This window comes from Staphylococcus gallinarum (assembly GCF_029774255.1).
In the GTDB taxonomy this organism is placed as follows: Bacteria; Bacillota; Bacilli; order Staphylococcales; family Staphylococcaceae; genus Staphylococcus; species Staphylococcus gallinarum.
Window position 1 is genome coordinate 2,821,838 of the sequence record NZ_CP069082.1, and the last position, 25,557, is coordinate 2,847,394.

Consider the following 25,557-nt stretch of genomic DNA (forward strand, 5'->3'; position numbering starts at 1 on the left):
AAACATGCATTCACTGGGTATATGTTGTGTAAAGCATATCTGAAAAGGAGAGAGCGTCATGTTATTAAAAGAATGGCAAAAAGAAAAAGAAACGCTTCATATACTTTCACAAATCCTTGGAAAATATAAATTAGAATCCATGTATCAAGAGCCACAATGGGCACATGTAGCACTTGATATCACCATTCAAGGATTTAGTACTGGGATGTTACATTATGCAGATAAGGACTTTTTAATCGAAGTAAATTTAATAGATAATATCATAGAAGTACGTATAAACAATAACAAAGAAAGTATTGAATTAGAAAATGGTACAACCATTCAAACTTATTATAATAAGATTAAACAAATCTTAACTTCTCATGGTATACATTTAGAAATAAACACAAAACCTCAAGAAGTTGCTGATACAACTCCAATAGATCAAGATACACATCACCATCATTATAAATCAGATGTCGCAAATAATGTCCTAGATCTTATGAAATTTGCCTATCATGCGGAAACAAAATTTATATCCTCATTAAGAGTACGCAAATTTAAACCCGCACTATTTTGGGGTACATTTGATATATCTTGTGCAATGATTAATAGTGAACATCGACCATTTAGTGATGATAATAAAGTTATAGAACGTGCAGCCTTCGATGAAGAACTTATCGAATTTGGTTTTTGGTTTGGTGATGACAATTATGAAGGACCTACATTCTTTGTCTTACCCTATCCATTTACAGACAAGCAATTTGAATGCCACCAGAAATTTCCAGATAATAGCAAATTCGATCCGAATTTAGGGGAGTTTATTTTAGAAATAAATTCCGATCAACAGCCAAGTCACGATACGGTAAGTCAATTCTTTTATGAATCATATAATATACTTAAAGATGATTTAAACTGGGGCGATTGTAGCCACTTCCACTTACCTTTAAAAATGAAAAATAACCATCTCACCAAATAATAGTTGAACTAATCACAACTCAAACAAAAGAAATCGACAACCTCCCAATTATTCCGTTAGAAGTTGTCGATTTTTTTATTTATTAAATTTAATTTTTCAAAACATCTTTATATTCAGGCGTCTTGTCAAATACACTTTTGGCAAAAGGACAAAGTGGAACAATCTTCAAATTATTTTCACGAGCATAAGTCACACCAGCTTCAACCAAATCCTTACCAACATGTTGCCCCCTCAATTCATCAGAAACTTCGGTATGATCAATAATTATCATACCCTCTCCACTAGGAACATAAGTCATTTGTGCTAAAAAGTTATTTTCATCTTCACCAACATAAAACTTGTTCGTTCCTTTTTTAATTTGCATAATAACACCTTCTTTCAAAACTACTATCTAATAAATAATAAAAATACCTTATGGAATCACGGTATACAAATTATCAATTGTTTATTACCCTACATTACAGTTGTAAAACGAAGCACAATTTTCATAAAAGTTATAGTATTTTTAATTCTGTTCCAATTTCGATATTAGGCACTTCCGCCTCTTCTAAATATAATGTTCCAGATTGTTCAGCTTCGTGACTACCGTCAAACTTTAAGGTAATGTGACCTAAGACACTAATCATAACCTAGTAGTTTCGAAATTTTAAATGCACAATCCTTTAGTTCCTTTACATAATAATCTTTTTTCTCTAATTTTTGAATAGAGAAAGATAAACTAATAGCCCCTTGAACTTCGTTCCTATAGTTCACAAAATACGTACTAACACAGTATATACCTTTTTCATTCTCTTCATTATCTACTGAATAACCTTGTTCTCTTATTTCATTGATTTCTTCCATTAATGTATCGAATTCAGTAATTGTATTTTCAGTTAACTTTTTTATTTCAGTTTGATCCCATATTTCTTTGATTTTCTCATTTGTGTAAGTAGACAATATAGATTTACCTACCGCAGTACAATACATAGGTGCTCTCTTCCCAATTTTAGATGCCATTGCATGGGAATTGTTACTAGGTACGAATTTATCAATATACAAAACTTCATTGTTATCTTCTACTACCAAATGACATGTTTCTTCTAATGTATTTGTTAATTGGCTAATCATAGATTTAGCAACATTTAAAAAATCTATATTTTGAACCCGTTTATTACCTAACTGAAACATTTTAAATGTTATTTCATATTTAGCAGTATTTTCATCTTGTCTAACATACCCATTTACAATTAATGAATTTACAATTCTATGGATTGTCGATTTAGATAAACCGGTAAATTCTACTAATTCTTTTAAACTGACAGTTTCTTCATTAGATATAATTTCTAAAATAGTTAAAGCACGATCAACCGATTGTACGTTTGATCCCATTATCAACACCTCACAAGTATTAATTTACTCTATCATAATATTAAAGCAGCAAAAAACAAACATATTTATTGTTGACAGCGCTTACATAATGAGTATAATGATTTGTAAGTTCATTATATGAAATATTGTATCACATTATGGAACAGAAGGTGAAAATTTGAAGAAATATGAAATATTAAACCGACTACACGATAACTATTTAATTGCGATTGTCCGAGGTGATAATAATGATCAAGTTATTAAATTCATTGATCAAATAATTGAAGGTGGTATTAAAAGTATTGAAATCACATATACAGTGCCAAATGCTAGTGAAATTATTCAAAAAGCATCAGTAAAATACGATAAAAATATTTTAATTGGTGCTGGCACCGTTTTAGATTCTACAACTGCGAGAATAGCAATCGAAAGTGGTGCAAAATTCATTGTTAGCCCACATCTAGATATAGAAATTTCTAAATTATGTAACACTTACTCAATTCCTTACTTACCTGGTTGTAATAATGCTAGTGAAATCATTACAGCTTTAAAATATGGATCTGATTTGATTAAACTATTCCCTGGCGGACATCTTGGACCTAAATTTATCAAAGATATAAAAGGCCCAATCCCAAATGTAGAATTAATGCCTTCAGGAGGAGTGAATTTACAAAATATCACAGACTGGATACAACAAGGTAGCTTTGCAATTGGTATAGGCAGTGATTTGACTAAATCATTTACTGGAAATAATTATGAATCCATACAATTCAAAGCTAAATCCTATGTAGATGCCTTTAAAAAATACAAAAGTAGGTGACATTTATGACAAAAAGTTTATTTACTATAGGTGATTCTATGATTGTTATGAATCCAGTAAATACTGGACCATTACGTTTCAACCATACTTTTGAGAGAACATTAGGTGGTGCAGAATTAAATGTTGCAATAGCAGCATCACGGCTCGGTTTAAATACCACATTTTATTCAAAAATCGGATCTGATGAGTTTGGGAAGTTTGTCATTAATACTCTACGAGGTGAAGGGATAAATACAGATCATATTGAATTATGTAGCGGCAACAATACTTCAGTTTATTTTAAACAAATAAACGCCGATGGAACTGGTAAATCATTTTACTATAGAGATAATGCACCAATCAAAAAACTAAACACTAAAGATGTTTTAAACATAGATTTATCCAATATTGATTATTTGCATATAAGTGGTGTTTTTGTAGCCTTATTAAACGAAAAAATAGATGTTATTCAACAATTGCTTTCAAATGCAAAGAAATTAAATATACAAATTTCATTAGACACAAACATCCGTTTAAAAACATGGAACATAGAACTAGCCACAAAATGCTTAACGTCTTTATTTCCCTATATAGACACATTAATTGCAAGCGATGACGAACTTGAACAGCTAAATTTGTCTGAACATTCTGAAGAATTCAATGATTTATTCGAACAATATAATATAAACGAAATTATCATTAAACGTGGTGCTTCTGCTACGAGGTATTATGGACAAAATCAATACTACGAAATAGATACATTTGAAATGAATGTAATCGATACTGTAGGTGCTGGCGATGGATTTTCAGCAGCCTATATTTTTGCAAAAAGTAAAAATTATTCTATACCAGATAGATTAAGATTTGCTAATGCTGTAGGAGGTATGGTTACCCAAGTTAAAGGTGATAATGAAGGCCTTCCCTATCTCGAAGAGGTAGAAGACTTTCTTTCTTATAAAAAAACTATTGAAAGGTAAAGGTGAAGTTATGAAAAAGGTAAAAGTTTTAAGCAAAAATAATATGGTATTTGAAGAAACTGAAATACCTAAACCAAATGAAACAAGAAATATATTAGTAAAAACAAAACGTGTTGGAATTTGTGGATCAGATAGGCATATATTGCATGGACAAAATCCCTTAGCAACATTGCCTAGAGTGGTTGGGCACGAAGTTGTAGGTGTAGTAGAAGAGATATATGGTGAAAGCACATTAAAAGTTGGACAACATGTAGTAATAGAGCCAATATCTTCTTGCGGTGAATGCTATGCTTGCAAACAAAATAGACCTAATGTTTGTAAGAAATTAGTCGTTTTTGGTGTACATGAAGATGGAGGTCTACAAGAATATTTTACGATTAACGAGAAACAATTACATCCTGTGAATAATGATATCCCTTTTGAAAAATCAGTATTAATTGAACCTTTAACAATTGGTGCACAAGCAACTTATAGAGCTAATATACAAGTTGGCGATACTATTCTAATTCAAGGTGCAGGTCCTATTGGTTTATGTATTTTGAAACACGCGAAATTAACCGAATGTACTGTAATTATCTCGGATTTAGACCAAACCCGTTTAGATTATGCAAAACAGCAAGGAGCAGATATAACAATTAACATAAAAAATTCAGACTTAATAAGTGAAATAAATAAAATAACCAATGACGAAGGTGTAAATGTTTCTATAGATGCTGTTTGTACGCCTAAAACTTTTGAGTTAGGTACACAAGTAACTTCTCCGGCAGGTAGAGTCGTTGTTCTAGGATTTGCTGAACAGCCAGCTCAAATTTCACAATTGCCTATTACAAAAAATGAACTTACTATACTCGGTTCTAGATTACAAACGCATCAATTCAAAGGAGTTATTAAACATTTAGAAAGTGGTGCATTTGATAATTTTGATTTAGTAACACAACAATTTGAACTCAATGATGTAATTGATGCTTTCAAATTTATAGATGAAAACCCGACTGAAGTAAGAAAAGCGATAATTAAATTTTAATAATTGGAGTTGAACATAATGGAAATGACTTTTCGTTGGTATGGCAAAGATAATGACACTATCTCACTTAGTGATGTAAAACAAATACCAAATACCACAGGAATTGTTTGGGCACTTCATGAAAAACCAGTTGGCGAAATATGGGAAAAAGAAGAGATTGCTAAGGAAATAGAATATATAACTGATAATGGATTTAATGCCAAAGTAGTAGAAAGTGTAAATGTTCACGAATCTATTAAATTAGGCGATGAAAGCAGAGATTATTATATCGAGAATTATAAAAAAACTATTGAAAACCTATCAGAGTTCGGTGTTGAGGTTATTTGTTATAATTTCATGCCTGTTTTTGACTGGACAAGAACAGAAATGTTTCATCCCTTAGAAGATGGATCAACTGCACTTTATTTTGATTATGAAAAAGTTAAAAATTTAGACCCAAAAGAACTTATAGAAACTGTTTCTAAATCAAGTAATAACCTTACTATGCCTGGATGGGAACAAGAAAAATTAGATCGAATAAGCGAATTATTCGAGGCTTACAAAGATATCGACGAAGAAAAATTGTGGGAACATTTTAGCTACTTTATCAATTCTATTATACCCACCGCAGAACGTTGTGGTATAAAAATGGCAATTCATCCTGATGATCCACCTTATTCAATTTTTAATTTACCGAGAATTATTACAGGTCCAGATAGTTACGATAGAATGTTTTCGATTAACGATAGTCCTAGCAATGCTCTTACACTCTGTACTGGATCGATGGGAGCATCTAAGAAAAATAATATGACAGAAATAGTTAAAAATTATCATCATAAGGCACCATTCATCCATTTAAGAAATGTTCACATATATGAAGATCATAGTTTTGTAGAAACTTCTCACTATGACAATGATGGGGATATAGAATTAGCGGAAATAATGAAAATACTTGCAGCTTCAAACTATCAAGGTTACATCAGACCCGACCATGGAAGACATCTATGGAACGAAAATTGTAGACCTGGATACGGGTTGTATGATCGCGCACTAGGTATTATGTACTTAAATGGTTTATGGACCGCATTTCAATTAAACAAAGAAGGTGCCAAAAATGTTCAGTAAACACGAAAGTTTAAATCAAAAAGTTGTTGTTATTACCGGTGGTAGCGGCGTACTCTGTCGTACTATAGCCAAAGAATTAGCAAGACAAAATATGAAAATTGCCATTTTAAATAGAAACTTTGAAAAAGGTAAGGAAATTGTTGACTCAATTAAGAATGACGGTGGCGTAGCTTCTAATTATGCAGTTGATGTAACAAATGAAGAAGATTTAATTAAAGCAAAATTAGATATACTTTCTGATTACGGACAAATTGACCATCTAATTAATGGGGCAGGAGGTAATAATCCTGCTGCTATAACAAATGAAGAGTCATATAGTACTTCAGATAGCAAAAGTTTTTTCAAATTAGAAAAAAGCGGATTTGAAAATGTATTCAATAATAATTTTATAGGTTCTTTTCTGTCGTCAAAAATATTTGGTGAAGAACTTCTAAAATCCCAGCATTCTACAATTATTAACTTTTCATCAATGAGTAGTTATTCACCTATGACTAAAGTTCCTGCATATAGCGCCGCAAAAGCTGCTATTAACAATTTCACTCAATGGTTATCTGTTTATTTTGCAGAAGAAGATATACGTGTAAATGCTATCGCTCCAGGCTTCTTTCTAACAGAGCAAAACAAAGACTTATTATTAAATTCAGATGGTAGTTTAACTAATCGCTCACAAAAAATTCTGGAACATACACCTGTAAATGAATTTGGTAAACCTGAAGCATTAGTAGGAACAATATTATGGCTATTAGATTATCAATATTCATCGTTTGTAAATGGCACAACCATTCCTATAGATGGTGGTTTCATGGCTTATTCAGGAGTTTAATAAGGAGTGACAAAACATGGGAAAAATAGGGAGTAATGGAAGAATTATATTAGTTTTTCTTTTTTTAGCTGGTGTGATTAATTACTTAGATCGGTCAGCATTATCAGTGGCAGCCCCATTTATTCAAGAGGATTTAAAATTATCTCCTGGACAAATGGGCATAATATTCAGTAGTTTTTCAATCGGTTATGCCATTTTTAATTTTGTAGGTGGCATAGCTTCAGATAAATTTGGTGCTAAAATAACATTGTTTGTCGCAATGATTGTTTGGTCATTGTTTAGTGGCGCAATTGTATTAGTAGTCGGTTTCGTTAGTTTATTTATTGTTCGTATTTTATTCGGAATGGGAGAAGGACCTATAAGTTCAACAATAAATAAAATGGTAAACAATTGGTACCCTCCTTCAAAAAGAGCTTCTGTCGTTGGACTGGCAAATAGTGGAACACCATTAGGTGGCGCAATTTCCGGACCAATTGTAGGTTATATTGCACTTCACCTTGGCTGGAGATTTTCATTTATTGTTTTAATGATAATAGGATTAGTTTGGGCTATTGCTTGGTGGTTTTTTGCTAAAGAAAAACCCAAAGCAATCGATAAAACTGAAATCGATAGATATGCAGAAATAGCACCACAAACAAATAACAATTTATCATATTATTTAAAACAACCCACTGTTTTAATTACTGCATTCGCATTTTTCACATACAATTATATTTTATTCTTTTTCTTAACATGGTTCCCTAGTTATTTAGTTGATGCAAGAAATATGAGCCTAGAAAATATGAGTATTATTACTGTCATACCATGGGTATTGGGCTTTTTAGGCTTAGCATTCAGTGGCATTGTTTCCGACTTTGTCCACAGACATACTGTTGAAAAAGGTGTGTTATTTTCTCGAAAATTAGTACTTGTCGTTTGTTTATTTATTTCAGCTGTTTGTATCGGATTATCAGGAATTGTAGATACAACCGTTAGCGCTATTACTTTAGTAGCACTCTCTGTTTTATTTCTATATTTAACAGGCGCTATTTATTGGGCAATTGCTCAAGATGTAGTAGATAGCAATAACATCGGTTCTGTAGGTGGTTTCATGCATTTTCTAGCAAATACAGCTGGAATAATAGGTCCAACCGTTACAGGTTATATCGTTCAAACTACGGGAACATATACTGCTGCCTTTTTGTTGGCGGGTTCACTTGCAATAATCGCATCTGTAACAGTTATATTCTTTGTAAAACCTATTCAAAGCAAATCGAATAATGCATAATATTTTGCATAATAATTCATGAAAGGGTTGTTTAAATGAATAGTTTGAATGAATTGATACCATATTTAAAAAAGGGTGTCATACCAATATCAGAGACAATTCATGTATACGAAAAATCATTATTTAAATATGAAGATAGCTATATTGTAATGATTAAAGACAAAAACAAAAAATATCTAATTTGCACAGGACAAAGTAACTTGTTACATGATTTAGAGGGAAAAAATATAGACAATGTATCAAAGTTATGTGATTTAACACACGAGAATCGTTTAATTTTAAATAATTACTTCCCTTTTACAGTTCCAAGAGCATTTGGAAGAAATGAAATTACTGTTGGACTAGGTGATCGTATTGGAATGGCAACTCCTGGACATATTAAATCTATACAAGAAAGTAATGCCAAACCAATATTTGCTCAACAAAGTATACGAGAATTAAATTTAACAAACCGAACAATGGAAGATGTTATTGATTGTGCTGCATTCTCTGTCTTTCAAGAAGGTTATATTCTAGGATATGGTGCTGATGGAGACCATTTAAAAGATGAATTAGATATCTCACGCGAAATTAACTTGGGCATTTCAATGTTGACCCTTGATTGTTCTGATTATATAAAAAACAACCTAGATTTAGAAAATGAATATTCAATCAACTTGCTATATGATGAGCTTGATGAAAAATTCAAAAGACATTATGAAGCAACTTATTTAAATCAAGTATTTCAATTAAAAAACACAATATTGACTTACACAGAAAAGGATCTTAAAAAAGCAGCAATCATTTACAGCGCTGCTATTCAATATATGATATACATCTACCAAAATTATATACAACCACTTGATAGATCAATTGATTTTGAGATATCAATAGACGAAACCCAAACTGTAACTACTCCACATGATCATTTTTTTGTCGCTAATGAACTTAATACTCACAATATAATGATAACCAGTATGGCCCCTAGGTTTTGCGGCGAATTTCAAAAAGGTATCGATTATATTGGAGACATAGATTTATTTAACAAGGAATTACACATTCATTCGCAAATTGCAGATTATTTTAAATATAAATTAAGCATACATTCTGGAAGCGATAAATTTTCAATTTATAATTCTATAAGTCAAATAACAAATCAGAGATTTCATTTAAAAACAGCAGGTACAAATTGGTTAGAAGCATTAAGATTAATAGCTAAAGTCAAACCAGATTTATATGAAGAAATTTTTAATTATTCATACAATCACTTTAATGAAACTCAAAAATTTTATCACATAACTCCAAACTTAAATAATATAACACCCTTACAAAACATTGAATACAAAGACTACTACACACATCTTAATAACGACAATGTACGTCAATTATTACATGTATCTTTTGGAATATTACTTACAGCTAAAGACAATAAAGGAAACTTTTTATTCAAGAATCGATTACAAACAATTTGGAATGAACATGAGGAAGATTACCATGAGATTATTAGAAAACATATAAACAAGCACTTAAAATTATTGAATTTAATTAAACCCTCAGCCTAATTAAAAGCTGAGGGTTTTATTTCAGTATTTTCCAGGAAATAATTTTTGAAATTGTGCTATGTTGAATTATTTTGATTTAGAGCTTGGGAATTTATTGATCAAAATAAAAATAAAGTCGACTAAATAATGAATTAATGTACCTGCCACGATAGCAAGTAACATAAGAAACCATAAGTTAAAATGTTCATATAAATTTGTCACACTGTAAACAATACAACATAAAACTACTAAAACCCATTTGGTTTGTTGCTTTTTATCGTTCATATTACAAAATTTTCCTTTCATTATGTATTGTTTACTAATGTGATTTATCTTTAGATAAATTTTTAGCAAAATATTGGAATCCTGTCATAATAACTGCAAATATCGAAGTGCTTAATAACACATTCATAAATTCAAATCCACCTAAGAATAGAACATTACTAATGTTAGATAATACAAAGAAGATAATGAAATTTAGTAGAAAGAATTTCAAGGTATGCATGTGCCTTCCCAACCTTTTTCTTCTAATTTATCAATATTTTAAAATACAAGCAATGTACTTTTTTGCTTAAATATTTATTTTCATCATTATAAAATGTTATTTTCTTCCAATTTTCGCTCTGAATCTATTACCAATTCGTTAAGCATCTTCAAAATATTATCATGCAATTGCTCTATTTCATATGCACTTAGTACTTCAGTTTGATAATCATAATGTAATAAATAACCACTTTCACTATTCTTATTAAAAATTTGAATTTCGAGCGGTCCACCGATGGCATCAACTTCAAGTTTCTTTTCTGAAAATCCATTTTCAATAAACTCGGAACTATAACTAGCTGTTTGGAAGGAAATTAAGCAATCTATAATATTATTCCCCATATTAAGTTCTGATAATAAATCATCAATTGGGTATTTTCTATGCTTTAAAATATTAAAAGATTCTCTTTTCACTTTTTGTATATACTCATTTAGCAAGAGATCCTGTTCTGATTCTATTATGATTGGCAAAGATTTGGCATAATTACCTGTAGTGAATTTTTCGTTTTTATTTGCCCTATTATGAATTGATATCCCAATGTTATTAATTTTAGTTACTGCTTTTTTATCAATTAGTGCAAACATAATGCTAGTGAATAAATTACTAACACTTATTTCGTTTTTCAAACAAAACTCATTAATTTTTTCAGTTATTACTGTACTTAATTTTATAGTACGCCTTTGACCATTAACATGTTCTAACTGATGTGGTTTATCACTGATTTGTTGTTTTTGTCGATTCAGTTTTTCTCTCCAATAAATCTCATCTTTTTCAAGCTTTTTAGACTGTAGGTACTTCACTTCATCTTCTATAGCATTTACGAATGATAATTTGGGTATTTCTGTAGTGTCTTGATTAGTCAAATAAGTTATAAAATAATTGATTGATAATGGCATACTCCAACCATCGCCTATTAGATGGTTTTGTATAGCCAACAAACCTAATTGACCATCTGGCAATTTCAAAATATAAAATCGATACAATTTATCATTATAGTCAAATATATTAGTATTCGCTTTTTTATTTATCCAAGTATCAAAATTCAATTGATCTTGATAAAAATCTAAATAAGGATATGCTATTTCTTCAAATGCTTTAATATACTGCTTAGCATTTCCACTTTTAAATGTTACTTGTATTCTATAGCTATCATGATTAAATATTAATTGGTTAACAGCTTTATTAATTTGCTCATAATTAAATTTTGTACCTAATTTCAATAGTCCTGCAATATTATTAATACTCGAATCTTCTATTATTTTTTCACGTTTTAAAAAGTTTTGTTGCGCTATTGTTAGTGGGTACATCTTCAATTTTATACGCTCCTTAATTTTATAAGTATATTTAAAATTTTAAAAACATCAATTAACTTAATTCGTTTATTCATTTTTTATAATTAATGTTTCATTAACTTTTACCCTAGGATAACTAAAAAAATCTCACTCTTATAAAAAAAGTGAGATTTATTATTAAAATCAATTTCTTGCTAATCACTCACACTCATTGTTTGTTGATACAATGAGTCCAAATTGGTAGTTGAAATAGCTGTATTGTTACTTAATTTTTTAAAATCCAAATATAAAGCATCTAATTCTTTTGTAGATACTTTGGCTTGATCTAACACCCCTGATTTAAACAATAATTTAATCATCATAGCTGAACTGCGTATTGTTTGCGAGACATCTGAGGGAGTAAGATGCGTGTCGAGGCCGAGGCTCGACCCCATCCCCCTAGGTAAGCGAGCAATAACAATACGAAGTATTGAAACAAATAACAAGCCCATCAAAGATCAAAATCTTTGATGGGCTTAATGCTGGGTATTTATGTCCCCGACTCTTTATTCATTATTATTTAACGTCTTAGTATATTTTTATTTAATATAACATTAATATGAAACAATTAACTGTTTAAATCATATCTGATTTTTTAATTCCCTGAGGAAATGTCTCTTCAAATTTCCCTTTTGTAGTATATAAATCATACCAAGCCTTTGCAATTGTATCTGGATCGCCTAAAGTCCCGGATTCAATCGCTGTTCCTATTGAAAGATGTCTTACAAAAATCCCCTTATTTTCTACTGCATTGTAGAGATTTTCAGCATAACTTCTCAATCCAGAGCCTATAATGCCAGCATTTCCAGCAAATGGGAGTGGAAATATTGTAGCTACACCTGTCGTAAATAAGATTGAACCTGTTCCTTTATTTATCATATCAGGTAACACCTCGTTAACTAATTGAATAGCTGGATAGAGATAACTATTTAATATTTCTGAAACACTTTCTGGTGTAGTTTCCAATATATTGGTAAATTGCTGTTCCTTGGCATTAGGACTAAATTCTATAACGTCAATAGAACCAAAATCCGCTTTAATTGATTGGATCGTTTGCTTCAATGATTCTAAATCCACAATATCGGATACATATGTTTTTACTTCTATATTTAAGTTACTCAAATCTTCATGAATCACTTTTAATTTTTCTGCATTTCTTGATATAGCTGCTACTTTAAATCCTTCAGCTCCAAATTTCTTTGCTAGTGATAAACCTAAACCTGTACCTGCACCCACAATTGCTATTGTTTTCATTTTAAATCTCTCCTTTTCTATGATACCTTAAAGCAATATTGTGTTGCTTTTAATCACAGGATAAAGCTATTAAAATAATATAACAATCAACAATGTATACTAAATTGTTGCTATAGCAACAGATAACTTAAATTATTGGGGGTAGATTCATATGGCAGATAAAGTGAAAAATATTAGAATGACACATACTAAACAATCCATAATTAACGCCTTTTTTGCATTAGTTAGTAAAAAGGATTTTGAGAAAATAACTATCGCCGACATTACAAACGGGGCTCAAGTGAACAGAGCAACATTTTATGCACATTTTGAAGATAAATATGATTTAGTCGATTATATTGTAGAGGATTTTGCTACAGTATCTTTTGAGGACCACATTTCAGATCCTATGATTTTTAATCAAGAAAATGTAAGCAACTTAATCTTAGCAGTTCATGATTTCTATCAAAAACCAAATATGGAGTGCCGTAGCAGCTATGCTGGATTGGCATTGCCTCAAATGAAAGAGAAAATACTAGAGCAACTCACTATAGTTTTAGAAAATAGTTTGAAAAATACTTACACAAACAAGGACCAAGACATATTCATCCCAATCATCGCACAAATGATTCACGAAGGAGCTTTACAGATAGCTCATAATAATATGGAACAAGACGTATTGGCTAACAAAATCGCACTATTTATAATTGGAAGGTATTAATATTTTGGTCTGTAAAAACTAAATACATTTTTCCACCTTTTCTACATCTGATATGCTTTTTTTAATTTAATAACAATTAAATATAAATAAAATACTATTGATTATATACTTAAAGTGTCGCCTACCTCAGGCGTCAATTTGACGTAGAGAGGTGGTGTTTACAAGATGTTTAAACCACTGGTCGACATCATAACCACAACATTAAGTGGTTGTCTCGTTGCGCTATTTGTTTATTGGTTAGGCAAGCGTAATGATAAATAGGCGACTAACCACACCAAAAATCCCCTTACTATGACCCTAGTAAGGGGATTCGGTGTTTACATGATTAAACCACTTGGCAAGTGTATTATAACACTATTATGAACGATGTGCAATATAATTATACTTAATGAAATGAGTTAAAAGAGTACATTGATGGTTTTGAGTGTCATCATTCTTAGTTTATTGTTATTACTTTTTTGAAGTTGATTTTCATTACACCCTACTCGAACAAGTTTAATGCTTCACGAATATGATAACTTTTCTATCGGATATTCATAGTAATCACACAAAAGTTCTAAATCTTTCTGAGGAATTTGTTCATGTCCATTTTCCCAATTAATTATTTGATAGATCTTATAATTCTTTTCATACTTATCATTAAGTAAAATAACTAATTTCGAGATACTTAAATGCTTCTCTTCACGTAAGTCAGTTAAAATTTCCATATCCATTCCTACTTTCTATCAATATTTCAATTTATGAAATATATTTTTGTAGAAGATAACATGGGATAGATACAAGCACGAATTTCCGTAAATTAACCTAACATTTATTTGTGAAGTTTTCTTACATTACAACAAAAAACAGGTGCAACCTCACTCTTTTGTGAAGTTGCACCTGCTTTACTAAACTGGGAATTTTATTATTATTTAACTTTTAATTAGACATATAATTTACTTTTTAAATTGTGATTTGGATGGATCTTACCACCAACCGTTAGCCTCACGGAATTCGATGGCAGCTTCGATTGAACCATAGCGTTCTTTGGCATAATTGATCATACCTTTGGTTTGAGTAGCGACTGATCCTGTACCCCATGATTCTTTCGTTTGGCCTAATCCTCTATAACCTGCTGAATTCACTGCATCTGGATCTCCACCTGATTCAGGTAATACAATGCTTTCCCACAATTCTTTCGTACCACCAGCAGCTAAAAATTGTTGATAAACTGAGCTTGTACTGTCACTGCTTGTTGTAGATGAATCCGATGAGCTAGATGAGTCTGAATCATCTGATGAGTTTGTTGACGTATTAGATGATGATTGGTTTGACGTTGTCGTTGAAGTGTTGTCATCATTTGAATTGTCGTTTTGTTGATTTTGTGTCGTTGAAACTTGTTGAGTATTATATGATTTATTATTGTCGTTATTAAATTTAACTTGCTTTGGTTGATTAAATTTATGCTCACTTTGGCTGTGTTGTTGCGACATTTGTTGACCATGTTGTGACGCTTGTGGTTGACCATTTGGTCCACAGTTGTTATTTTGTTCTGCCGCATGTGCGCTTGTTCCTAATCCTGTAGCTCCCAATGAGATTGCTGCTATTGTAGTTAATAATGTTTTTCTCATAATTAAAATCCTCCCAATGCCTATCAGTTTTAAAAACTGTTAAGCAACAAAATTTCTAATCTTTTAATTAGATTACACAAAATACTATAGCGCATAATTTGATTTCATAGGTTACAGCCTATTAATAAAATGGTTGCATAAGTTGTATAAATAAAGACATTTATTGCATTTAGATGTTGTCACAGAGATGTTTTTGAAATATTTTCTACGACTTTGTACTTATAAAAATCGTTAAAATTAAGATGGTTCTAAGCGCGATCCTATGTCTTTAAATTGCAATAAATTGGTTACAATGGCAATTTAATTGATACACAACAGTATAATAATACACTCAACATACAACATCCCCTCCATCATTGGCACACTTCCAATACAGCCAACATTAATTCACTTGCTATGTTATTAACATTTAAACACTGTAACTCTCATGAACAAAATAGACTCAACTTTCCATCTTGTAATCTTTCAATTGCAATATTTTTGCCATTAATAATCAATATAGTGTTGTTAACGCTTACATCTTCATATAAAATTAACACTAAATTAATAAAATTTTTACATTATTTTATAGGAGGTCCATCTATGTTGAATTTTTTAAAGCCAGCTCAGCACATCGAGCCTTTACCTAATGATGAAATCGATGAAACTTATAAGCGATTAAGGCTACAAGTTTTTATTGGTATCTTTTTAGGCTATGCGGGTTATTATCTCTTACGTAAGAACTTTTCACTTGCTATGCCCTATTTAATTGATGAGGGTTTTAGTAAATCTGGTCTTGGAATCGCCTTATCTGCGGTGTCCATTGCTTATGGTATTAGTAAATTTGTGATGGGAACTGTGAGCGATAGAAGTAATGCACGCACATTTTTAACACTTGGTTTAATTTTAACTGCAGGAGTGAACTTACTATTAGGATTTATTCCTGCTCTAACTTCTAGTATCTTCATTATATTTATCATGATGTTTCTTAATGGTTGGTTCCAAGGTATGGGATGGCCGCCGTCTGGTCGTGTCTTAGTTCATTGGTATAGCGTTAGTGAACGTGGAGGTAAGACTGCCATTTGGAATGTGGCGCATAATGTCGGTGGTGGATTAATGGCTCCCCTAGCTTTATTTGGTGTGACATTAGTTGGTACATTTTCGTTTGGTTATTTAAAAGGGTTTGAAGGTACCTTTATATTACCAGCACTTGTAGCAGTTATAATTGCTATTATTGCCTACACTTTAATTAGAGATACACCACAATCTCAAGGTTTACCACCTATAGAGGCATATAAGGATGATTATGATACAAAGTCTAAGCAAACATTAGAAACTGAATTAACTACTAAAGAAATATTGTTCAAATATGTTTTAAATAATAAATGGGTATGGGCAATTGCTATCGCTAATATTTTTGTCTATTTCGTGCGTTATGGTGTATTAGACTGGGCGCCTACCTATTTAAGTGAAGAGAAAGATTTTAACCTAGAGGCATCTGGTTGGGCTTATTTCTTATATGAATGGGCAGGTATCCCAGGTACATTATTATGTGGTTATATTTCAGACAAAGTCTTTAAAGGGCGCCGTGGTCCAGCAGGATTTATCTTTATGTTAGGTGTCACAATAGCTGTGGTAGTTTATTGGTTAAACCCACCAGGTAATCCTCTAATTGATAATATTGCGCTTATCGCTATCGGTTTCTTAATTTATGGTCCGGTAATGTTAATCGGTTTACAAGCACTAGACTATGTTCCAAAGAAAGCAGCTGGAACGGCAGCTGGACTTACAGGTTTATTCGGTTACTTAGGCGGTGCAGTAATGGCTAATATTATCATGGGATTGTTAGTAGACCACCTTGGCTGGGATGCCGGGTTCATGTTATTGACTGGAATTAGTATCTTAGCGATGATTAGCTTTACATTTACTTGGAATAAGCGCGGTCAAGAAACGGTTAAACACTAATTATTTTTATCGACAAGGCCTTTTCCTTGTTAATTTAACTATTCAATTTACAATACACAGTATAATCTATAAATAAAAGCAGGTTATTCTTATGAATATTGAACAATTAGAACAACATTTAAATATTGATGCTAACGCTTATACCGAAACTTCGCTTGCAGCATTAAATTATTACATGCAACGTTTCATGTTTACAGTACCTTTTGAAAATATTGATGTTCAAAATGGTGTAGCAATATCCGTTAATCTTGAAACGATTTACAATAAGGTAGTTAATCACAAATGTGGCGGTTTTTGTTATGAACTTAACAGTCTGTTCAAATCATATCTTGAAGCTAAAGGGTTTGTCGTACACATGGTTTCTGCAACGATTCATATCCCTGGGGGCGGAAAAAGTTTAGACGGCTCACACGTTTCACTCATTGTAACAATTGACGAACAACGTTATATGACAGATGTAGGTTTTGGTGATTTACCTGTTCAAGCTCTCCCTATTACTAATGTAGAAGATGCACAGACCATTATTGATATCAATGGTCAATATCGTGCTATTACTAATAACAATCACCTCGTTTATAGCCAAAAATTGATCGAAGGTGCTTGGGTAACTCAATATGAAGCTGTATTAATTCCAAAGTCTATTGAAGCATTTGGCTATAACATTGAGTATAATCAATATCATCCAGACTCTATTTTTGTACAGAGATTATTAATTACACAACCACAATCCTTTGGTCGAGCAACCATGTCACACGAACAACTTACATTGACCAAAGGGCCACAGAAAGAAAAATATCCGGTAACTTCAAACAACTATAGACAACTGCTACAAAAATATTTTAATTTAGATGTAACGATCAATAGATTAGAAAAATAATATTAAAACAAGTCACTCAAATCGAAAAATTTGAGTGACTTGTTTCTTAATTTTGCGAGTATTATAAAGCACCTTACTTGTAATTTAGTATTCACTTTTAATAATCGCGAAAATCAATGTATCTCTAAACCCATCTTCAACTGCCTTGTCCTCACGTAACACCGCTTCATGTTTCATATTTGCATTCTGTAATACGATACGTGCAGCGACGTTTCTAGCATCTAATGAGCCCCAAATTCTGTTTAATTTTAGAACTTTAAAGCCATATTTAACCATCGTAGCAGCAATGTCTGAAGCAATACCTTGCTCCCAAAAATCAGGGTGTACAATAAATCCAATTTCTGCACTTTTATTGTCGTTATCAACAATAAGTTGTACAATTCCGATGATTTTATCTGTATCTGCATTGATAATCACATTATAAATCCAATGTTCTTCCTTTTCTAATACTGAATTAATAAATTGTTCTGTTTCTTCATACGTAGCAACATCCCATAATTGATACTTTGCGACTTCTGGATGCGCGTATAGTTCATACACTCCTTGAATATCACTTGCTTGTAAATCTCTAGTATAAAAATCCATAATGTGCCACTCCTCAATTTTTCTGTACTTACCTACTTTTATAAAGTGTTAAACACACACGTGCCACAACTTAACTATGATTAAGTCTTTAGCGTGTTACACCTCATTTATAAAATCTATTACATAGATGTATTTGACTTTCATTCATAATAATAGTAATTATATTTTTCAGATTAACACACTATTACCAAAATTTAATACCTTGAATTAATCTATAAAATAAAAATTAATAAAATACTATTATAAAAGATTGTTTATTCTTATTATCTTATAATAATTTGTTATGCTACATTATTACTAAAAGAGGTAATATATATGTTCTTGTTCATCATACTAGAGGTCCTTGTACCTATCTTATTACTCATCCTTCTAGGTGTTGTACTTCAAATTAAATTTGAATTTGATTTACGTCAGTTTTCAGCTTTAATCACTTATTGTTTAATGCCTGCTTCCGTATTCGTCAATATTCTAAATGTTAATATCAAGGCAGATGTGTTACTACAAATTATTTATTATGTAGTGCTATATAGCATCATATTAATTATTTTTAGCCACATTATCTGTAAATTTTTAAAATTAAATCCTGGACAAGATGCTGCTCTAAAAAATAGTATTTCACTCATGAACTCGGGCAACTATGGTTTACCAGTAAGCAATTTAATCTTTAGCCATAACCCAATCGGTGTCTCCATCCAAGTATTTATCCTCATCTTTCAAAATTTACTAACTTATACCTATGGCATTTACAATATTCTTTCAACAACAAAGACATTTAAAGAAATTATTATTTCATTTTTACGATTACCTGTATTCCATGCCTTAATATTAGGAATAATATTCAACTATTTTAAATTATCTCTTCCTAAACCTATATTATTACCATTAAACCATTTAGCAGATGCATTTATTGCTATAGCTTTAATCGTGTTAGGAGCACAACTTGCCAAAATTAAAATAAATTTCTTTCAACGTGTTATCACATGGTCTCTTGTTGGCCGTCTCATAGTAGGTCCGGCGTTATCACTTGCTCTCATCTACTTATTGCATATAGATGGTATTGTCGCACAATCACTATTTATTGCTAGTTCATTCCCAACTTCAAGAAATACCTCAACAATTGCAATGGAGTATCAAGTTGAACCTGAATTACATGCTCAGATCGTACTCTTTTCAACATTACTCAGTGCTATAACTGTAACAACTGTAATTTACCTCTCATATATACTGTTCTAACGTGGTTTGTGTTAGAGCAGTTTATTTTTAGCAGAAACTTACTAATATTCAACAGGTGCTAAATTTTTAAAATCCATAATCATCTGGATAAATCTATCAATAGCAGGTGTTACATACGCTTCGTCATTCCAAATAAAGTCGGTAGAAATCGTACTATAGTACTCAGGCAATCGATAAGCATAAAGTTGTTGGGATGTAACATCGTTTGTAACAGTAGATTCTGGAACAAGGCTTACTCCTAGACCAGATTTCACACTGCCTACAATCGTTTCTAATGTACCAAACTCTAACATATTAGAGTAATCAATGTTCTCTGAATCTAACCACATTTCCAATTTCTTTCTATAATTACACCCTTCTGTAAAGACTAACATCGACTTAGATTTTAGTTGGTCAATTGAGTCTAGTGGTTGATTAGCAATTAAGATTAATTGTTCATGAAATAATTCGACTTTATTGATGCCTACTTGTTTCGTAAATCCTGTAACAAACGCACAATCCAACTTACGGTCACGCACTTTAGTGATAATACTTTCAGTCACACCACTATACAAAGCGAGTGATACATCAGAACATAACTGCTGATATTTAGACAATATTTCTGGTAGTCTTGTTATTGTCTCAACTGTGCCTATATTTAATTTACCCGTAGGCATCTCATTATCATGAAAGGCTCTATCAATTTCACACATTACCTTACGAATTTGTTCAGCATATATTTGCAATTTCAATCCTTCCGAAGTTAAAGTTGTGCCATTACGCCGCCTAATAAATAATTGTGCATTCAACTCTTGTTCTAACATCTTAATTCGCGAGGTCACATATGATTGTACATAACATAGAGATGTTGCGGCTTTACTAATACTTTGATGTTCTGCTACACTTTGGAAAATTTTCAAATCTTTAAACTCCATTGAAATCCCCCCACATAAATATTAATTGCTATTATACAGAATTTTCAGTTAAATATACTAAAAAAAGACTGCCAAACGATTTGGCAATCTTCTTATATTTATCCTGCATATTGAATAATCAGGGATTTATAGAACGCAATGCTGCGCTCGAAAGCAGCCACCTCAACATATTCATCTGGTTGATGCGCCAATGTTTCAATACCTGGTCCATATATTAGTGTTGGAATATCACTGCTACTATTTAATACAGAGGCATCTGTGTAATAGGATACGCCACCTACTTGCTGTTGTTGTGTAATAGTCAGTGCATCCTGGATAATTTGACTTTGTTCATTCGTTAATACTGCCTCGCGATTTAGTATAATCTTCGCTTCCACATTAGGAAGCGTTGCACCTTCAAATAGAGATTGTAATGCCTGATTAAAATCATGATATAGCTTGTCATGACAATTGGGTATCACTGACCTAATATCTACATACAATATGCATTCATCAGGTATCACATTAGTTTGAATACCGCCTTGAATCATGTTTACAGAAATACTGCTCGTACCTAATGGATCGTGTCTAACTTTCCATTCAGTTTTTAATCGCTCTACTAAATGTATAATTTCACTCGCCGCTTCAATTGCATTTACACCTTGCTCAGGCATTGCCCCGTGAGCGGTTTTACCTGTCACTTTAACCTCAATCCATAATGCCCCTTTATGTCCAACAACTACTCGTTCATGAGTTGGTTCGGCTATAACAATAGCTTCCACATCTGACATACCTTGTGTATTGACATAATGTGTTGCACCAATCGAATCTACTTCTTCTCCTGCCGTTGCTAAAAACTCAACATCCTTCGTCAAAGGATAATTTTCCAAATATAATGATTCTAACGCTAAATACAATGCAGCGAGACCACTCTTCATATCTGTCGTTCCTCTGCCATATAACTTACCGTCTTCTATATGCGCATCAAATGGATTATATTGCCATTTCTGGCTACCAATTTTTACTGTATCCGTATGCCCATTCAACAATAACTTTCCTTTGTCAGTGTTTGAACCCTTAATTCTGACTGAAAAGTTACTTCTATTATTATCAACAGTCATAACCTGATATGGAAGCCCGGTTGCCTCACTTCTATTAATAAATTGTTGAATAATTGCTTGTTCATTACCTGGAGGATTGGTGCTATCAATTTGAATTAACGATTGTAAAAAGGCTAAATAACTTTGCATACATTATTTCCCCCTTGCCTTGAAGTATACTTCGTCTTTATTTTCTGGTTGTAAACTATCACGTGTAATCTTAAAGGGCGAGATGTCTTGAGTCGTTTCACCATGGATAATGAGTTCTCCTAAAGCTTCTCCTACTGCACTGGAAAATTTATAGCCATGCCCCGAAAAACCAGCTGCAATAGCAACATGATTATAATCAGGATGTGTATCTATGATAAAGTTTTCATCTGGCGTATTAGTAAACATACATGTCTTACCTACATTGATATTGCCATGTGCTGCTTGCATATAATTAGATAAAAATCCTCGAATATCTTTCTCATCTTTTTCATAGGCACCAAAGAGCTTGTTATAATAACTTGGATCTATATCATCTCCATTATCATAGCGCCCTATTTTTAACCCCGTACCATCGATTGAAGGAAATCCATAATAAACGCCAGAAGGCACATCCGCAAAAAATCCTGGAAAGCCATCAGATTTATATAAAATGTCATCGGAATCAAACCACGCAATCGTTTGTCTCGACGGTTGGATGTTAATATTAATATTTAACTCATTTAGTAATTTCTTATTCCAAGCACCTCCTGAAATGATCAGTTTATTAGCCTCAAACGTATCATCTGGGGTATGCACCTTTACAGAGTCATCAAATATTTCAATATCCATTACAGGTGAATTGACCTTTAACTCTGCACCTACTGATAAGGCAAGTCGTTTCAATGTTCTAATACAAGCACTAGAAAACAATACACCTGCTTCAGGCTCATAGCACCCAATTTCACCTTGAGGCATAGTTATTCCAGGCCATCTTGCATTTACATCGTCTGCAGTTAGTGTCTCAATATTCAGACCATATTTCTGACCACCTTCAATTGCCGTTTGAACAAAACCAGATGTTGCAGGACCAAACGTTAAGACACCTGTCTGTGTAAATATTCGTTCATTCGTCTTTGCTTGCAGTGCATGCCATAACTCTTGTGCGCGTATGGCTAATGGAACATATGCATAACCCTCTCCACATGCATGCCTGATTAAACGTGTGTCGCCACTATGACTTCCATTTTCATGTGGTGGATCAAATGCATCAATGAGTAAAGTCTTTTTGCCTTGCTCAGCTAAATAATAGCCTGCTGCCATGCCCATAGAACCAGCGCCTACTACGATAACGTCATATTTATTTGTCATAACTATCTCCCCCCATTTTCTATAATTAAGTATAATTGGAGCACTTTCCCCTCGTAAAATAGGTATCAGAGATAGCTACTATCTCAATATGAGATATTAAATATAAATTCAATACATAAAAAAGCCAGAACAATAAATGCACTGAGCATCTTGTTCTGACCTCATTCATTATTTATGATCTGTCGTTCCTAACGTCATACCACCGTCTACTACAATTTCCGTTCCCGTACAATATGCACTTTCATCAGAAGCTAAAAATGCAACTGCTTGAGCAATATCCATCGGTTGCCCAATACGCTTTAATGGTATTTGCTCATAAAATTCATTTCCTTCATTACTATCGGAGAACATACCTGTATTCACGCCACCTGGATGTACCATATTCACGCGTATGCCATAGTCTCCTAGCTCCATTGCCGCTGCTTTTGACATTGTTGTCACTGCAGCTTTAGTTGAAGCATATAATGATGATTCATGAATAGGTGAAAATGAAGAAACAGAGACCGTGTTGATTATAGATCCTGATAGCTGTACTTTCATCTGTTTAGCTACATATTGCATACCTAAAAATGTCCCGATTTGATTCGTTTGGATTAACTTTTTGTATGAAGCTAAGGTCGTTTCTAAAAATGGTTTATTCAAGTAAATTCCCGCATTGTTCACAAGAATATCAATTTTACCAAACGTCTTTACCGTTTTCTGTATAGCATATTTCCAATCATCTTCGTCAGTCACGTTTAATTGAATTGATAACGCATCATTTTCCAATGTTTCTTCAACGTCTATCGCATCTCTTAAATTACGCGCTCCTACTACAACATTGGCTCCTAATGCATCAAAGTGTTGTGCAATCACCTTACCTTGTCCACGATTTGCTCCCGTAATTAACGCAACTTTCTTAGTTAAATCCGGCATAAACATCCCCCTTGAACGTACTTTTAATTATCAAAATTATAACAAACAACAATTATATTTACTCGTATTTATAATTATGTATAGAATTAATCTTTTTAGAAATCTAAATATAATAAGTATGATAAATAGTCCTACTGAGTCACATGTTCACGTATCATCATTCGTATTTAATACGCATTATAAAACGCAAAAAATCCATCGATTTAAATAAACCGATAGATTTCATGATTCAATAACGCTTTGGCGGATGAGTTTATCCAATCGTTTCACTCTGCTATATTAATATACACCTCTAATGTGTTCTGCTACCTCATTTTGATAAAACTGTCTCAATTGTTCATACTCTGCTTCAGAAAATGATTGTGTATTTAATGTTTCTAAATTACCTTTAACTTGCTCTAAATTTTTAAAGCCTGGTATCACGGCAGTAACAGCTTCATGGTCAAGAATCCAACGCAGTGCTGCATTTGTCATTGATGGTCGATCATCAGCAATCCATCTTAATTGATCTGCTAACTCAACACCTTTTCTTAATCCAAGACCAGCAAACGTCTCTCCCACATTAAATGATTCACCATTTTCATTAAAATTACGATGATCATCCGCTTCAAATGTACTATCGACAGTAAATTTACCTGTTAACAATCCACTTGCTAATGGTAAGCGCGTAAGTATACCAACACCTTGTTGATGCGCTTCAGAAAGCAAGCGCTCCAATGGTTTTTGTCGGAATATATTAAAGATGATTTGTAGACTTTCTACATTAGGATACTGTAAACAAATCAGTCCTTCCTCAACTGATTCTACACTCACACCATAATGTTTAATTTTCCCTTCTGCTTTCAATTGATCTAGAACTTTAAAGACACTACCTTCTCTTAAAATTTCAGTGGCAGGACAGTGAATTTGAAATAAATCAATAGACTTTCTATTTAAACGGCGTAAGCTATCCTCACAATATGCATTAACCATTTCATAAGTGTAATTATTTGGATCTGCAATATCTCCTTGTCTACAAAACTTTGTGGCTATATAGATTTCGTCTTCTTTTCCTTTTGTCGCTTGTGCTAATAACTCCTCACTATGACCATCGCCATAGACATCTGCAGTGTCAAAGAAATTCACCCCTTGCTCAATGGCATACTCAAGTGACGCTAAAGCAGCTTCATCATTTGTTTTTCCCCATGCACCACCGATGGCCCAAGTTCCAAAACTTACCTCACTAATTTTCATGCCTGTCTTTCCTAGTTCACGATATTGCATTATATTTAACCCCTTTTCCTTTGAAAGTCAATTTATGAAATAGATGTTGAAAATATCTAGTAACTGAATACCTACTGCAGATTACAGCCCACACATAAAGTGTTTTTTGTCCGTACAACCCATAAATTTAATCCGATTATATCAATAA

General features: G+C 32.4%; 26 protein-coding genes and 1 pseudogene. 13 read left to right on the forward strand and 14 right to left on the reverse strand.

What is annotated here, in order from left to right:
• Positions 1 to 58: 58 nt before the first annotated feature.
• Positions 59 to 958, forward strand: coding sequence for a DUF5996 family protein (locus JN168_RS13345; RefSeq protein ID WP_279525981.1), 900 nt, complete (start codon positions 59 to 61; stop codon positions 956 to 958).
• Positions 959 to 1,046: 88 nt separating this feature from the next.
• Here the strand turns inward: JN168_RS13345 and JN168_RS13350 are convergent, their stop codons facing one another.
• The 3 genes and pseudogenes from JN168_RS13350 to JN168_RS13360 all read right to left on the reverse strand — a co-directional run bounded on the left by JN168_RS13350 (position 1,047) and on the right by JN168_RS13360 (position 2,329).
• Positions 1,047 to 1,322, reverse strand: a complete 276-nt coding sequence (locus tag JN168_RS13350; RefSeq protein ID WP_269668188.1) for a GNAT family N-acetyltransferase — start codon at positions 1,320 to 1,322, stop codon at positions 1,047 to 1,049.
• Between the two features lie 130 nt (positions 1,323 to 1,452).
• A pseudogene (locus tag JN168_RS13355) lies at positions 1,453 to 1,572 on the reverse strand (PTS glucitol/sorbitol transporter subunit IIA); the annotation flags it as partial.
• Positions 1,573 to 1,576: 4 nt separating this feature from the next.
• Positions 1,577 to 2,329 (reverse strand): IclR family transcriptional regulator, encoded by a 753-nt coding sequence (locus tag JN168_RS13360; RefSeq protein ID WP_107511801.1) that lies wholly within the window; start codon positions 2,327 to 2,329, stop codon positions 1,577 to 1,579.
• Positions 2,330 to 2,486: 157 nt separating this feature from the next.
• Between JN168_RS13360 and JN168_RS13365 the strand changes: the two genes are divergently transcribed.
• Genes JN168_RS13365 through JN168_RS13395 form a run of 7 tightly spaced genes read left to right on the forward strand, consistent with a single transcriptional unit; the run spans position 2,487 to position 9,843 of the window.
• Positions 2,487 to 3,128, forward strand: coding sequence for a bifunctional 2-keto-4-hydroxyglutarate aldolase/2-keto-3-deoxy-6-phosphogluconate aldolase (locus JN168_RS13365; protein ID WP_107511800.1), 642 nt, complete (start codon positions 2,487 to 2,489; stop codon positions 3,126 to 3,128).
• 5 nt (positions 3,129 to 3,133) lie between these two features.
• Positions 3,134 to 4,084 (forward strand): sugar kinase, encoded by a 951-nt coding sequence (locus JN168_RS13370; RefSeq protein WP_279525982.1) that lies wholly within the window; start codon positions 3,134 to 3,136, stop codon positions 4,082 to 4,084.
• Between the two features lie 10 nt (positions 4,085 to 4,094).
• Entirely contained in the window at positions 4,095 to 5,108 is a 1,014-nt protein-coding gene (locus JN168_RS13375) for a zinc-binding alcohol dehydrogenase family protein (RefSeq protein WP_279525983.1), read from the forward strand.
• A gap of 18 nt (positions 5,109 to 5,126) precedes the next feature.
• A complete protein-coding gene (gene uxuA, locus JN168_RS13380) occupies positions 5,127 to 6,212 on the forward strand; it encodes a mannonate dehydratase (protein ID WP_107511798.1) in 1,086 nt (361 codons plus the stop codon).
• Entirely contained in the window at positions 6,202 to 7,035 is an 834-nt protein-coding gene (locus JN168_RS13385; RefSeq protein ID WP_107526733.1) for an SDR family oxidoreductase, read from the forward strand. The genes uxuA and JN168_RS13385 overlap by 11 nt, the downstream gene beginning before the upstream one ends.
• A 16-nt stretch (positions 7,036 to 7,051) precedes the next feature.
• Positions 7,052 to 8,302: an MFS transporter gene (locus JN168_RS13390; protein ID WP_107526734.1), complete on the forward strand. Its 1,251-nt coding sequence runs from the start codon at positions 7,052 to 7,054 to the stop codon at positions 8,300 to 8,302.
• A gap of 35 nt (positions 8,303 to 8,337) precedes the next feature.
• On the forward strand, positions 8,338 to 9,843 hold the full coding sequence (locus JN168_RS13395; protein WP_279525984.1) for a tagaturonate epimerase family protein: 1,506 nt from the start codon (positions 8,338 to 8,340) through the stop codon (positions 9,841 to 9,843).
• A gap of 570 nt (positions 9,844 to 10,413) precedes the next feature.
• On the opposite strand, the gene JN168_RS13400 is transcribed toward JN168_RS13395, so the two are convergent.
• The 3 genes from JN168_RS13400 to JN168_RS13410 form a co-directional block, all read right to left on the reverse strand.
• Positions 10,414 to 11,673 (reverse strand): condensation domain-containing protein, encoded by a 1,260-nt coding sequence (locus JN168_RS13400; RefSeq protein WP_229367407.1) that lies wholly within the window; start codon positions 11,671 to 11,673, stop codon positions 10,414 to 10,416.
• 179 nt (positions 11,674 to 11,852) lie between these two features.
• Positions 11,853 to 12,092 (reverse strand): hypothetical protein, encoded by a 240-nt coding sequence (locus JN168_RS13405; RefSeq protein ID WP_279525985.1) that lies wholly within the window; start codon positions 12,090 to 12,092, stop codon positions 11,853 to 11,855.
• A 181-nt stretch (positions 12,093 to 12,273) separates the two neighbouring features.
• Positions 12,274 to 12,951: an SDR family NAD(P)-dependent oxidoreductase gene (locus tag JN168_RS13410; protein ID WP_229366783.1), complete on the reverse strand. Its 678-nt coding sequence runs from the start codon at positions 12,949 to 12,951 to the stop codon at positions 12,274 to 12,276.
• Positions 12,952 to 13,102: 151 nt separating this feature from the next.
• On the opposite strand from JN168_RS13410, the gene JN168_RS13415 reads away from it, so the two are divergent.
• Positions 13,103 to 13,651, forward strand: coding sequence for a TetR/AcrR family transcriptional regulator (locus JN168_RS13415; protein ID WP_279525986.1), 549 nt, complete (start codon positions 13,103 to 13,105; stop codon positions 13,649 to 13,651).
• Between the two features lie 165 nt (positions 13,652 to 13,816).
• Positions 13,817 to 13,912 (forward strand): type I toxin-antitoxin system Fst family toxin, encoded by a 96-nt coding sequence (locus tag JN168_RS13420; RefSeq protein WP_107512500.1) that lies wholly within the window; start codon positions 13,817 to 13,819, stop codon positions 13,910 to 13,912.
• A 242-nt stretch (positions 13,913 to 14,154) separates the two neighbouring features.
• On the opposite strand, the gene JN168_RS13425 is transcribed toward JN168_RS13420, so the two are convergent.
• Positions 14,155 to 14,358: a helix-turn-helix transcriptional regulator gene (locus JN168_RS13425; RefSeq protein WP_042737739.1), complete on the reverse strand. Its 204-nt coding sequence runs from the start codon at positions 14,356 to 14,358 to the stop codon at positions 14,155 to 14,157.
• A 258-nt stretch (positions 14,359 to 14,616) separates the two neighbouring features.
• Positions 14,617 to 15,261 (reverse strand): aggregation-promoting factor C-terminal-like domain-containing protein, encoded by a 645-nt coding sequence (locus JN168_RS13430; protein WP_042737740.1) that lies wholly within the window; start codon positions 15,259 to 15,261, stop codon positions 14,617 to 14,619.
• A 585-nt stretch (positions 15,262 to 15,846) separates the two neighbouring features.
• Here JN168_RS13430 and glpT point away from each other — a divergent pair.
• Both glpT and JN168_RS13440 read left to right on the forward strand, forming a co-directional pair.
• Complete coding sequence (gene glpT / locus JN168_RS13435; RefSeq protein ID WP_279526279.1) at positions 15,847 to 17,205, forward strand: glycerol-3-phosphate transporter; 1,359 nt, start codon at positions 15,847 to 15,849, stop codon at positions 17,203 to 17,205.
• A gap of 91 nt (positions 17,206 to 17,296) precedes the next feature.
• Positions 17,297 to 18,082 (forward strand): arylamine N-acetyltransferase, encoded by a 786-nt coding sequence (locus JN168_RS13440; protein WP_279525987.1) that lies wholly within the window; start codon positions 17,297 to 17,299, stop codon positions 18,080 to 18,082.
• An 84-nt stretch (positions 18,083 to 18,166) separates the two neighbouring features.
• Here JN168_RS13440 and JN168_RS13445 read toward each other — a convergent pair whose 3' ends face one another.
• Positions 18,167 to 18,667 (reverse strand): GNAT family N-acetyltransferase, encoded by a 501-nt coding sequence (locus JN168_RS13445; RefSeq protein ID WP_042737743.1) that lies wholly within the window; start codon positions 18,665 to 18,667, stop codon positions 18,167 to 18,169.
• Between the two features lie 315 nt (positions 18,668 to 18,982).
• Here JN168_RS13445 and JN168_RS13450 point away from each other — a divergent pair, with 315 nt between their 5' ends.
• Positions 18,983 to 19,900: an AEC family transporter gene (locus JN168_RS13450; RefSeq protein ID WP_107526881.1), complete on the forward strand. Its 918-nt coding sequence runs from the start codon at positions 18,983 to 18,985 to the stop codon at positions 19,898 to 19,900.
• Between the two features lie 41 nt (positions 19,901 to 19,941).
• Here JN168_RS13450 and JN168_RS13455 read toward each other — a convergent pair whose 3' ends face one another.
• From JN168_RS13455 to JN168_RS13475, 5 genes are all read right to left on the reverse strand, one after another.
• Positions 19,942 to 20,814, reverse strand: a complete 873-nt coding sequence (locus JN168_RS13455; RefSeq protein WP_042737745.1) for a LysR family transcriptional regulator — start codon at positions 20,812 to 20,814, stop codon at positions 19,942 to 19,944.
• Between the two features lie 98 nt (positions 20,815 to 20,912).
• On the reverse strand, positions 20,913 to 22,043 hold the full coding sequence (locus tag JN168_RS13460; RefSeq protein WP_232155260.1) for a M20 family metallopeptidase: 1,131 nt from the start codon (positions 22,041 to 22,043) through the stop codon (positions 20,913 to 20,915).
• A gap of 3 nt (positions 22,044 to 22,046) precedes the next feature.
• Positions 22,047 to 23,231, reverse strand: a complete 1,185-nt coding sequence (solA, locus tag JN168_RS13465) for an N-methyl-L-tryptophan oxidase (RefSeq protein ID WP_232138785.1) — start codon at positions 23,229 to 23,231, stop codon at positions 22,047 to 22,049.
• Positions 23,232 to 23,399: 168 nt separating this feature from the next.
• On the reverse strand, positions 23,400 to 24,146 hold the full coding sequence (locus JN168_RS13470; RefSeq protein ID WP_042737748.1) for an SDR family NAD(P)-dependent oxidoreductase: 747 nt from the start codon (positions 24,144 to 24,146) through the stop codon (positions 23,400 to 23,402).
• A gap of 279 nt (positions 24,147 to 24,425) precedes the next feature.
• The gene (locus JN168_RS13475; RefSeq protein WP_279525988.1) at positions 24,426 to 25,409 is read right to left on the reverse strand and encodes an aldo/keto reductase; all 984 of its coding nucleotides are present in this window, start codon (positions 25,407 to 25,409) and stop codon (positions 24,426 to 24,428) included.
• Positions 25,410 to 25,557: the final 148 nt, after the last annotated feature.